This window comes from Anabaena sp. 54 (assembly GCF_017355725.1).
Taxonomy (GTDB): domain Bacteria; phylum Cyanobacteriota; class Cyanobacteriia; order Cyanobacteriales; family Nostocaceae; genus Dolichospermum; species Dolichospermum heterosporum.
The window spans coordinates 36,627-49,361 of sequence record NZ_JAAVWA010000037.1; the positions used below are offsets into that span (position 1 = coordinate 36,627).

Here is a 12,735-nt window from a genome sequence, read left to right on the forward strand (position 1 = left end):
AATTATATTTATACTATGTCAAACACAGAAGAACGTAAATATTGGTTAGCTTGGTCGCAAATTTCTGGGATTGGACCCATATTACTGCAAAGATTACAACAGCATTTTGGTAACTTGGAAAATGCTTGGAAAGCTACTCCTAGTGAATTACGAAAAGTTGAAGGTTTGGGATTTCAGACATTAGAAAAAGTTGTTCAACAAAAATCCCGTTTAAACCCAGAACAACTACTCACTCAACACCAACAAGCAAACCCCCTTTTTTGGACACCAGCAGACCCAGAATATCCCCAACTACTGCGAGAAATTCCCAGTCCACCCCCCTTATTGTATTATCGGGGTGAAGTTGATTTACAGGAGAATTCAGGACAAAAACCTTTAGTGGGAATTGTCGGAACTCGTCAACCCACAGAATATGGAATTAAATGGACTCGTCAAATTAGTACCGCATTAGCCAAAAATGGTTTTACCATTGTTTCCGGTATGGCAGAAGGAATAGACACCGAAAGTCACGCAGCAGCAATGAAAGCAGGAGGAAGAACAATAGCAGTTGTAGGAACAGGAGTAGATGTTATTTATCCCCATAAAAATCAAGGTTTATATAAACAGATATTGACCTCTGGCATAGTAATTAGTGAATATCCTGCCAAAACCACACCCAACCGCACCCATTTTCCCCGGCGAAATCGCATCATTGCTGGTTTAAGTCGCGCAGTATTAGTCATAGAAGCACCAATAAAATCTGGCGCTTTAATCACAGCCACTTATGCTAATGAATTTTGTCGAGATGTTTACGCATTACCCGGAAGAATTGATGATCAACCATCACAAGGTTGTTTAAAATTAATTAGTCAAGGTGCAGGTTTAATTAATCAAGAACTCAGTCAATTATTAACCATGTTGGGGGCAATTCCCCAAATAGATATAGAAATTCCCATAGTTAAATCTCCTCCTTTACCTGACTTAGCACCTGAATTACAACAGGTAATAGACACTTTGACTATTGATACTTTATCCTTTGATTTTATAATTCAAAAAACAGGGATGAATGCGGCTTTAGTTTCCAGTTCCTTATTACAATTAGAACTCATGGGTTTAGTCACCCAACTTCCGGGAATGCGATATCAAAAATGTTAAAACTCTGATTTTTGTTCCCTCTTCCTTTGCGTCTTTGCGCCTTTGCGTGAGGCTAATTCATACTTTAATTATGCAACGCCAATTTTTGCTTGTAGTCTAGCAACAAAGCCACATTTTCTGCAACCAGTTTGAATTCTGAATTATCTATTGTGGTGGATAATATTGCGGAGTCATTACAGGAGGTGGATAACTGCCCATAGGCATATTATTAACCATCCCATTAGGCATAGCAGGATTCATTATCGGTTGTTGAACTGGTTGCTGAACAAAGGGTTGAACGGGTGGTTGATAATTAGAAATTGGTGAAGTTATTGGTTGAGTTGCTGGTTGAGTTGCTGGTTGAGTGATTGGTTGAGTAACCGGTTGGTTATTTATCGGATTGCTAGGTGTTACTGTAGTTTGGCTAAAGTGTTCATAAGCAGCACTAGAAATAGAACTAATTAATTTTGCCGCACGAGGATCATTATTGGGACGTTTCACCATAATAGCGGCGATATAACGTTTACCCGTAGGGACATCTATTAAACCCGCATCTGCTAACATTGTGCCAATATCACCTGTTTTGTGGTAAGCATTTGCGCCTTTTCCTAAGCCAGCAGGTAAAAGATTATCTCGTTCAGTGCGACTCATAATATTAAGCATTAAATCACGCGATCGCATACCCACGACATTACCTTGATTCACCATCGAGATTAAATTCCCCAATTCCCTCGGACTAGTAGTATTAGTCCCCTCTAAATCTGGGAGAGGATTACGAATCATCGTCGTTGTTAATCCCCAACTGCGAAAACGTCCATTTAACGCCTCCTGTCCGCCTAATTTAGCAACCAGCATATTCGTAGCCGTATTGTCGCTAATTGTAATCATCTTCGTAGCCACATCAAGAGCCGTGTATTTGCTGTCTGGGGTTTGATATTGCATATTTCCCGAACCCCCGACAATCATCTCTTTTTGGAGAGTTAAGATTTCATCCAGGCGGATTTTACCAGCATCTACATCCTGGAAAAAAGCAATCAAAATCGGAATTTTAATCGTGCTTGCCGCAGCAAAACTGGCATTACTATTAATATCTACATAACCACCATTATCTAAGTCTAATAAAAACACCCCTGGCATCAGATCAGCATTAGCTGTGGTGAGAGTTTGTAAAGAATTTTTTAAAGAAGTAATTTCTTGGGACAGATATAAGCTTGTATTAGGAGTTTGAGATGTTTTTTGAGAAGTAGTAGTTTGAGATACTAACGCAACTGAACCAAGGCGATTAGCAGGGTCTAGAATTGACAACAACGTACCCACAATCGCACCTATCCCCACACCCACAATCAACAACCGCAAGGCATATAACACAGTTCTAGCCATAGGTTTTAACCTAGTCTTGCGTGACCCTCTGCTTTCAATTCTCGGCTTCTCCATGCGTACGGTCTTTAACCTCACATTTGCTGATGGAGAAATTTGAGTATTTTTCTTGACTGTAGGTACTGGTTTAACACCTGGAGGCATCATCTTCCGTGATGCTGGTTTTCGCCCCCCAGACGAGATAGGAACAGGACTGCTATGATTGTTTGGACGAGCTAATGTTGCAGTTTCTCTTGGACTAGAAACTGGCTGTTGATTGATAACTTTTTTCTGTCCTGTCTTGGGGACTGGACGTTTACGCCGGCGACGCTGTACAGGTTGCCTTTGTGATATGGGTATGAGTTTGTCACTAGTTTCTGACATAGCTACTTTTCACCTTCGACCCAGATTGTAAATTTATGCACCTTGATACTCAGTTTACCTTTGGGGACTAAGTGGCATTTTCCGATCTAGTATACTTCATAGTTGATTTTTGCACAAAAAGTCAGTGTACCTTTAGAGAACTCCACAAAAAGAAATGCCCAATGTCATTTTGTTCGCGCAGCGTGCCAGAGGCATTACGAAACGAAGTGTACTAAAATTAATATTACCCGGACTCATAGCCAATGGACAGAAGTAATTAAATATTCCTGGTACTTGATTATTATGCAAAAATGATGTGTCTCCCTTAGTGATTATTAATCATGCATCAAAGTTCTGGTCGTTGGCGTTTGGGTCTAAGTTTATCACTGGTAACTGTCTTTTTATGGGGAGTTTTACCTCTGGCTTTGACGGTAACACTACAAGAGCTAGATGTCTACACCGTTATTTGGTTTCGCTTTTTAACTTCCTTCCTCTTACTGGCAATTTATTTGTTGTTTCAGCAACAATTACCAACCTTAGAACAATTACGTGCTACCTCTTGGCAATTATTAGTAGTTGCTACTATATTTTTAGCTGCTAACTATTTTCTATTTATGCAAGGTTTAGCATTGACCGCTCCAGCTAATGCTGAGGTGATCATTCAATTATCTAGTGTGTTATTAAGTTTCGGTGGATTAGTCATTTTTAACGAACGTTATACATTGTATCAATGGCTAGGTGTAGCTGTACTAACTTTGGGTTTTGCACTATTTTTTCATGCCCAATTAGTTAATCTGATCACAGCCCAAGGTGAATATTTACTAGGTAGTGGCTTGATTGTTTTCGGGGCAATAGCATGGGCTATCTATGCTTTATCACAAAAACAGTTATTGCAATCGTTATCTTCAGCAAAAATTATGTTGATTATTTACGGTGGCTGTGCTTTATTATTCACGCCATTGGCAAAAACTCACACAATTTTCACCCTGGATATTTTCTATTTTTCAACTTTGATATTTTGCGCTTTAAATACCCTCGTCGCCTATGGTGCTTTTGCTGAATCTTTAGTACATTGGCAAGCCTCAAGAGTGGGTGCTGTATTAGCTTTAGCTCCGATTATTACTTTAATTTCCGGTTGGCTGATGTCCGTAATTACTCCTAATATTATCTCTCCAGAAAATATTTCTTTAGTAGGTGTTACTGGGGCATTTTTTGTAGTCATTGGTTCTATATCTATTGCATTATGCGAACCTAATTAATAGGATTTATTAGCATTATTTAGATTTTATTAATCAGGAAAAATACATAATAAATACTGATGTAGATAATTCATGTACTTATTATAATCTTAAAAGAAGTCTTAGCAATTCAAAGCAAACTAATCGCAAACGGTCTGAAATTTTGTTTGTGTAGTCTGCGATAGGCACTATTGAGAATAGTTTAACAGGGTGTTTGAATCACTACCAAAATTTGAGCCTCGCTCAACAACATCACCACAAAAGTTAAGCGATGAATATGTTTGGTAATTGGGGCAGCACCCTCAGAAAAAATTCTCTAACACTGATTTTGTCCATATTGCTGCCAACATTTGGGATAAGTAACCCGGTTATGGCAGCAGAACAAATTCATGCTTCCTATTCAGCACTAGAAATTTCTATCCCTATTAGTGCCTTAGAAAGCTATGCAAAATATGGGATAATTAATGCAGATTTAGCAGGCTATTATCAATATATTCCTACAAACAAACTGCAAGAATTAAGGAAAATTTTAGTTCAACCACTGAAAATTAGTCCGGCTGTAACTTCCCAATTTCTTGACACCCAACAAGGGAAATTTATCTTACAAAGATTAGCAGGGTTAATTAAACCTAAATCTGATTATTCAAAATTTACTTCTTGGTCATTACGTACAGCTTTAATTGCTGCTGCTGCTGAACCGGAAGGATTAAATTTATTAAATTTATTACGCAAATATCCTCAAGATAATATTAAGATTGATGTGGCTTCCAGCCTAAAAGTTGCTGGTGAGTTAGAGAAAATGATCAACGATACGGAAACAACTATTTCCGCATTAATCCAAGCATCAAAATTAGAAGCTGATCAAATTTCTTATCCTAATTTTTCTCAATTACCAAGATTTTCAAATCCAGTAATTTTATCGACCAAGAAACAAATAATTAAGTTCTTTGATGTAGTCCGTAATCGGCATTTAACCACAGATATATATATTCCTAATAGCCAAAATCCTGTGCCTGTGATTGTGATTTCTCATGGTTTAGGTTTGGATAGTAGTAACTTTCGTTATTTAGCAGATCATTTAGTTAAACATGGGTTTGCTGTAGTAATTCCCAATCATCCCGGTAGTGATGCTAAACAATTAAAATCTTTAATAAATGGTAATAGTAATCAAGTTACACACCCTAATGAATTTAAAGATAGACCTTTAGATATCAAATATATTTTAGATCAATTAGAGTCAGATTCACAATTTCAGCAACGGCTGAACTTACAACAAGTGGGAGTATTTGGTCAGTCTTTAGGAGGTTATACTGCCTTAGCTTTAGCGGGGGCAAAAATTAACTTTTCCCAACTACAAGCAGACTGTCATCCTGACAAATTGCGAAATACTTGGAATATGTCTTTATTGTTGCAATGTCGGGCTTTAGAATTGCCCAACCAGTCAGGACAAGATTACAATTTACAAGATACCAGAATCAAGGCGGCGATCGCTGTTAATCCGATTACCAGTTCTATTTTCGGACAAGCCGGGTTAAGCCAAATTCATACCCCAGTCATGATTGTCGGTAGTAGTGAAGACACAGTTGCCCCAACTTTATATGAGCAAATTGTCCCTTTTTCCTGGATTATTCATCCCGAAAAATACTTAGTTATGCTACTTGGTGGTACTCATTTTTCTACCATTGGTAATAGCAATCCTGACAGTACACAAATGGCATTACCAACAGATATGGTAGGTGATGCTTCCCAAGCCCATGATTACATGAATGCGTTAAGTTTACCCTTTTTTCAAACTTACATAGCTGGAAAACCAGAATATCTGCCTTATCTGAACGCTGCCTACGCTCAAAGTATTTCTAGTCAGTCCCTGGGTTTAAACCTTGTCCAGTCCCTTGATCATCTCAAATTAGCACCAATTTTAGGTAATCTTCAAGACAGCAAACCTGTTAAAAAGAAACTTGCTCATACTATCGTCCATTTTGGATTTTGGCTGCTAGGTATTGGTGTTTCTCTATTACATTTAATTTAGATCCCCGACTTCTTCAAGAACTCCTGATAGCGCAGCGTGGCGTTAGCCATACTCCCGAATGGGCGCAGGCCCTGCGCCCCTACCTTTTGGTAGCGTAGCGTGGCGTTAGCGATATTTCTGAACTCCTATTTGTGTGAAAATAAAAAATCTCAACCCTAAAATCTAAACTTGTGCAAGGCTTTCTCAATTTAAACAAACCACTTGACTGGACTTCTCATGACTGCGTAGCCAAAGTCCGAAAACTACTGAAGATGAAACGAGTCGGACACGCAGGAACTTTAGATCCCAAAGCTACCGGAGTATTACCGATAGCCTTGGGTAAAGCCACCAGATTATTACAATATTTACCGGGAGAAAAGGCTTATCAAGCCACTGTCCGGCTAGGAATACAAACTACTACAGATGATTTAGAAGGGGAAATTATTACCTCTGCGCCCTGTCCAGGATTAGATTTAGAAAATATCAAAACGTCCCTTTCCCAGTTTATCGGTAAAATTGAGCAAATCCCCCCCAGTTACAGCGCCATTCAAGTTGACGGCAAACGCCTCTATGATTTAGCCCGAAAAGGGGAAATAGTCGAAGTTCCGGTGCGAACAGTCGAAATTTCCCAAATTCAGGTGTTAGACTGGCGAGACGGAGATTTTCCTGAATTAGATATAGCCATATCTTGTGGGGCGGGAACATATATTCGGGCGATCGCTCGTGATTTAGGTACAATACTCAACACAGGTGGCACTCTATCTGCCCTAATTCGCACACAAAGCAGCAGTTTCCAGCTTCCAACCAGTCTCAGCTTTACAGACTTAGCCACCGAAATCGAAAACAGCACATTTCAACCTATATCCGCAGACACACCATTACAACATCTCAAAGCCGTAAATCTAGCCCCAGAATCAGCTAAAAAATGGTGTCAAGGTCAAAAAATTCCCCTCAATCTGGTTATTGACGACTTTGTACGAGTTTATGAAACAGAAACCAATTTTTTAGGAATCGGGAAATTAGCACATGATTTATTAGTCCCTCAAATGGTGTTTTTTGAATATCCCAATTAAAAATTAAATAGGGTTTGCTGATAGCGTGGCGTAAGTAGGTGAACAGAAAAATTTAAAGGTATGTGAAGAAAAGTAAAATCACTCAAAACTCTTTTCCTGTTCCCAGTTAAGAGTTCCCTGTTCCCTTACCCCAACGACAATTTTCAACGCCAACCTACTTAACCTGAAAAGGTTTTTGACATTCTCATGATAAGTTCATAATTATCCTGATAAATTCACGGAAAATTCATAAAAATAGCATAATTTATCCTGTACATTACTGCTTTTCGGGAATTACTCTAATATACATTCGGGCGCATATAACCGTCGTGAGGAGTAGAATTTTGAGAAAAACAAAATTTTTATGTATGTTATTACGCCCAAATAGGCTAAAGTCCATAGGTACAATTTTATTAAGCTATATATGGGCTACTACCGCTCTTTCAGTTACCCCTGCTTCTGCAACAGATGAAATAATTTCTCAACCCCATAGCAGTAAAGAATTAACAACTAATCAAGCTCAATTAAAGACTAACTTGCCGGATCTCCAAGATGTCTTAGCGAAAAACGTAGAGTCAGGGCGGAAGATTGAACCTCTACTTTATCAAAAACAATCACGGATCACTGCTCAAACAGACACTTCAGCACCAAATGATAAACGTCAACTTAATACTGATAAATTACGCCAATATTTACTAGTTGACCCTCTGGTCAAAGTAATTCCACTCAAACGTACTTACTCTCCTTCACTTACCTTTGCTACACCAAGCGCCTTTGGAGCTACCTGGGGTGACGTTTTCGTAGGGGCATCCGCAGCAACCACTGGTAAAGCTAGAACTCAACCAGACGGGAGTATCAGTATGGGTTTTGGGTTAGGAGATGCCCGGAAACTAGTTGGTCTAGAACTTGGCTACAACATTGGTAGTATCAAAAATTTTGGCTACAACGGAACTTTTGACCTCAAAGCTAACCGCATTGTCTATGCTAAAGGCAACACTCAAATAGCTGCGGCTGCTGGCTGGAAGTCTTTTGCACAGCACGTTAAAGGGGAATCAGTTAGACCTTCCAGTGCCTATGGTGTAGTTACAAGTTACTCCCTATTAAAGCCTAACGATACTGTTAATAAAATGCCCATTTCCTTTTCCATAGGAGCCGGTGGTGGCGATTTTCGCACAGGTGATGCAAATACGGGTGTATTTGCTGGAGTTGGGGTACAAGTTCATCCCCAAATCGGTGTGGGTATGGGCTGGAGTGGAGTTGGTTTCAACGTTGGAGCTTCTTTTGTCCCTATATCTACTATCCCCTTGACAATTAATGTCGTAGGTGCGGATCTCACAGATACTAGCTTTGGCGGTACGGTATTTGTTCTCAGCATAGGCTATGGTTTCAATTTCTTACCCAAATAGATCTGGTTGAAAAAGTCTGAACACCTTATCTGTTATTGTTTCTACCTTTATTCAGCCAACCCTAAATAAACACTTCAATCCTGATAAAATCACCATGTTAAAAATCAGAACTTTTATTCTGGCTCTCACTCTCACTCCCCTACTGGCAATCAATTGGCAGCAACCAAGCCAATCCCAAACTTCGCCTAGTCTGGGTACAGCAGGTGGTATGAGTGGTGGTGGAAACATTGGACCAATTAATACGAGTCCTAGTGTGGGGACTGGTGGGAGCATAAGTGGTGGTGGCACTACTGGCTCCAATGGTAATACTGATTCCAATCCCGATGATAATACGAGTCCTAGTGTGGGGACTGGCGGGGGCATGAGTGGTGGTGGCACTACCGGCTCCAATGGTAATACTGATTCCAATCCCGATGATAATACGAGTCCTAGTGTGGGGACTGGCGGGAGCATGAGTGGTGGTGGCACTACTGGCTCCAATGGTAATACAAGTCCTAGTGTGGGGAATGCCGGAGGTCAAAGTGGCAGTCCTGTTACCATTGTCCGCACACCACGAGGAAATTCACTTAGGATTACAGCAGAGCGTCAAGATAAACTCAATCGTGTTGCCATCAATATATTCACCAAGGAAGATAGTAAAGTTTTTGTAGCTTTCAGGCAGCCGGAAGCAATCAGACGGGGTGAATCGAATAGATTTACGGAGATATTAAAGCAGGCTGGTGTTAGTCCAGCATTGGCAGGACGATTTGTATTCACCTTGATTAAAATCATCCCTGCTCCCCGTCCTACTACACAAAGTTCCAGTTCAGTTCAGTTACCAAAAAAATATTTAGTGGCCAGCACTAAAGCTTTAAAATTTAGCCCAATTATTGCCCAGGCGGGTGATGCTACTTTAGCAAGTGTAGAGGTGGATATCAACGATTTGCATAATGCTATTAATACCTACAACCAAATTATCCAAGAAAGCAGTCCGGTGACTTTGCAACAGCTTTCAGAAAACCAAGATTTTGTGGAAATTGGTAAGGTGCTAAAAGAATTGAGAGCAGCGGTCAACTAGTAGTCTGTCAACCCGAAAATGACGGGTGAAGGCAAGCAGGGGGAGAAGAGAGGCACCGGGGGTAGGGGAGGGAAGAACAGAAGTTTTTTTCCGATCATTACCCGTCAAAATAAATTTGACGAACTACTAGTCTCAAACATAATTAAGAGAACTCCACAAAAAGAAATGCCCAATGTCATTCTGTTCGCGCAGCGTGCCAGAGGCATTACGAAACGAAGTGTAGTGAAGAATCTCTTGAGATGTTTCGCTATGGCTAACGCCACGCTCCGCGAACGCTACACTCAGCATGACAAAACAGGATCATTTATCAATACTATTGCCAAAGCCCTGAAACCCTATTGATATCGTCACGATTTTATTGGGTTTCAGACATATTTTGGAAAATTGGCAATAGTATTGTTTATTTTGTGGCTTACTCTAATTAAACACTCACAAAAAATAACGGGGAGACACAAGAGCTTCTCCGTTATTTTTTGTTAATTTGAGAAAGTTACACAAAAAAGTTAAGTTGATAATAAATAGGCGAAGATAACGGGGAAATAAAAGTGAGTCCTGGATTTGATTACGATTTAGTGATTATCGGCGCTGGTGTGGGCGGACATGGTGCTGCTTTACACGCTATCAGTTGCGGTCTGAAAACGGCGATTATTGAAGCTGGAGATATGGGAGGAACTTGTGTAAACAGGGGTTGTATTCCTTCTAAGGCATTACTGGCGGCTTCAGGAAAGGTGAGGGAATTACGTAATGCCCATCATCTCAAGTCTTTGGGAATTCAAATTGGTAATGTGGAGTTTGAACGACAAGCGATCGCTGATCATGCTAACAATCTCGTTGCCAAAATTCAAGGGGACTTAACCAACAGTCTCAAGCGCTTGGGAGTGGAGATTATTCGGGGTTGGGGTAAGGTGTCTGGTACACAAAAAGTTACCATCACCACAGACAAAGGTGAGAAAACCATCACAGCCCAAGATATTATCCTTTCGCCTGGTTCTGTTCCCTTCGTTCCTCCCGGAATTGAAGTAGACGGCAAAACCGTATTTACCAGTGACCAAGGCGTTAAATTAGAAACTCTACCCAAGTGGGTGGCGATTATTGGTAGCGGTTACATTGGCTTAGAATTTTCTGATGTTTACTCGGCTTTAGGTTGTGAAATCACCTTAATTGAAGCCCTGAGTGAGTTAATGCCAGGATTTGATCGAGACATTGCTAAACTGGCAGAACGGGTCTTAATTAACCCCCGTGATATTGAAACCAAAGTCGGTATCTACGCTAAAAAAATTATTCCTGGTTCACCAGTAATCATTGAGTTGGCTGACTTTGAAACTAAGGAAGATTTAGAAGTTCTTGAAGTTGATGCTTGTTTGGTCGCTACCGGTCGCGTTCCAGCTACGCAAAATCTTGGGTTAGATTCTGTGGGAGTCGCTCTTGATCGCCGTAATTTTATTCCTGTAAATGATAATATGGCGGTATTATCAGACGGGGAGGTTATCCCCCATCTCTGGGCTATTGGTGATGCTACTGGCAAAATGATGTTGGCTCATGCGGCATCGGCTCAAGGTGTTATTGCTGTAGAAAATATGATGGGTCGTCACAAAACTGTTGACTACCGCAGCATTCCTGCCGCCGCTTTTACCCATCCAGAAGTTAGCTATGTGGGATTGACTGAAACAGCCGCCCATGCTTTGGGTTTAACTGAAGGTTTTGAAGTCGCCACCAGTAAGAGTTACTTTAAAGGTAATTCCAAGGCTTTGGCGGAAAATGATACTGATGGAATGACGAAGGTAATTTATCGTAAAGATACTGGCGAGGTTTTAGGTGTACATATCTTTGGTCCCCACGCCTCAGATTTAATTCATGAAGCCGCCGCCGCTATTGCCAGTCGTCAATCTATCCAAACTCTTGCTTACCTAGTTCACGCTCATCCAACGCTTTCAGAAGTTTTAGATGAAGCTTATAAACGGGCATTGGTTAGTTAATAGAAGAATTAAGGAGTTACAGGTGATAGGTAATGGGGAAGAGAAAAATTTTCTTTCTTCTTGATTCTTCTTTCTGAACTCCTGACTCCTGACTCGGTGACTCCTGACTCCTGACTCCTGACAAAGGGCGCAGGCCCTGCGCCCCTACCTTCTGAACTCCTTAAAAAATATGCAAATCCGTCGTCGTTCACCTAGCACAGTTATTAATATTTCTATACTTCAATATCGATCTGCTATAGAAGGGGCTGCACCAAATAATATTTTAGAAGAAATTGTCTGGCAGAAAGAAACAGAAGTTGAGCAAATGCGAGAAAGGCTACCTTTGCGAGAATTGCAAACACAAGCCCTATCAGCACCACCAACTCGTGATTTTGTGGCTGCTTTACGTCAAGGTAAAACTCATCCGGCTTTAATTGCTGAAGTTAAAAAAGCTTCTCCCAGTAAAGGGGTATTTAGGGAGGATTTTAACCCAGTAGCGATCGCTCAATCTTATCAAAAAGGTGGAGCTAGTTGTCTTTCTGTTCTCACAGATGTTAAATTTTTCCAAGGTAGTTTTGAAAATCTATCCTTAGTCCGTTCAGCAGTAGATTTACCTTTGCTGTGCAAGGATTTTATTATCTATCCTTACCAAATGTATTGGGCGCGAATTCATGGAGCAGATGCAGTTTTATTAATAGCAGCCATCCTTAATGATCAAGATTTGCAATACTTTATCAAAATTGCTCATAACCTAAAAATGGCAACTTTAATAGAAGTGCATAATTTAGAAGAACTAGATCGAGTTTTAGCTTTAGATGGTGTTTCTTTAATTGGCATTAATAATCGCAATTTAGAAGATTTTTCTGTTGATTTACAAACAACTTGTCAATTACTCACAGCTAGAGGTGAACAGTTACAAGCAAAAAACATTCTTGTCGTCAGCGAATCAGGATTGCATCACCCAGAGGATTTAAGTATAGTTAAAAAAGCAGGTGCATCCGCTGTACTGATTGGTGAATCCTTGGTAAAACAACCAGATCCTCAATTAGCAATAGCCAATCTCTTTGCTTAATTACAGTCTTGAATTCCATATAAAACAAGGGTTACGAAAAAGGGAACAGGGAACAGGGAACAGGGAACAGGGAACAGGGAACAGGGAACAGGGAACAGGGAACAGGGAACAGGGA

Annotated in this window: 9 protein-coding genes; 8 read left to right on the forward strand and 1 reads right to left on the reverse strand. The window is 40.3% G+C overall.

Annotated features, from left to right (window positions below):
* Window positions 1–15 precede the first annotated feature (15 nt).
* Window positions 16–1,134, forward strand: coding sequence for a DNA-processing protein DprA (gene dprA / locus HEQ36_RS22815; RefSeq protein WP_053538927.1), 1,119 nt, complete (start codon window positions 16–18; stop codon window positions 1,132–1,134).
* A 144-nt stretch (window positions 1,135–1,278) separates the two neighbouring features.
* Here dprA and HEQ36_RS22820 read toward each other — a convergent pair whose 3' ends face one another.
* Window positions 1,279–2,853 (reverse strand): class A beta-lactamase, encoded by a 1,575-nt coding sequence (locus HEQ36_RS22820; protein ID WP_053538928.1) that lies wholly within the window; start codon window positions 2,851–2,853, stop codon window positions 1,279–1,281.
* A gap of 320 nt (window positions 2,854–3,173) precedes the next feature.
* On the opposite strand from HEQ36_RS22820, the gene HEQ36_RS22825 reads away from it, so the two are divergent.
* The 7 genes from HEQ36_RS22825 to trpC all read left to right on the forward strand — a co-directional run bounded on the left by HEQ36_RS22825 (window position 3,174) and on the right by trpC (window position 12,620).
* Window positions 3,174–4,091 carry a DMT family transporter gene (locus HEQ36_RS22825; RefSeq protein ID WP_168636093.1) on the forward strand — a complete coding sequence of 306 codons (918 nt, stop codon included), beginning with the start codon at window positions 3,174–3,176 and terminating at the stop codon, window positions 4,089–4,091.
* Window positions 4,092–4,341: 250 nt separating this feature from the next.
* Window positions 4,342–6,099, forward strand: coding sequence for an alpha/beta hydrolase (locus HEQ36_RS22830; RefSeq protein WP_168636092.1), 1,758 nt, complete (start codon window positions 4,342–4,344; stop codon window positions 6,097–6,099).
* A 170-nt stretch (window positions 6,100–6,269) separates the two neighbouring features.
* Window positions 6,270–7,151, forward strand: a complete 882-nt coding sequence (gene truB / locus HEQ36_RS22835; protein ID WP_039202203.1) for a tRNA pseudouridine(55) synthase TruB — start codon at window positions 6,270–6,272, stop codon at window positions 7,149–7,151.
* A gap of 323 nt (window positions 7,152–7,474) precedes the next feature.
* Entirely contained in the window at window positions 7,475–8,536 is a 1,062-nt protein-coding gene (locus HEQ36_RS22840; RefSeq protein ID WP_168636091.1) for a hypothetical protein, read from the forward strand.
* Window positions 8,537–8,630: 94 nt separating this feature from the next.
* Window positions 8,631–9,593 (forward strand): hypothetical protein, encoded by a 963-nt coding sequence (locus HEQ36_RS22845; RefSeq protein WP_168636090.1) that lies wholly within the window; start codon window positions 8,631–8,633, stop codon window positions 9,591–9,593.
* Between the two features lie 545 nt (window positions 9,594–10,138).
* Window positions 10,139–11,569, forward strand: coding sequence for a dihydrolipoyl dehydrogenase (gene lpdA, locus HEQ36_RS22850; protein ID WP_053538934.1), 1,431 nt, complete (start codon window positions 10,139–10,141; stop codon window positions 11,567–11,569).
* Window positions 11,570–11,738: 169 nt separating this feature from the next.
* Complete coding sequence (trpC, locus tag HEQ36_RS22855) at window positions 11,739–12,620, forward strand: indole-3-glycerol phosphate synthase TrpC (protein WP_039202207.1); 882 nt, start codon at window positions 11,739–11,741, stop codon at window positions 12,618–12,620.
* Window positions 12,621–12,735 lie beyond the last annotated feature (115 nt).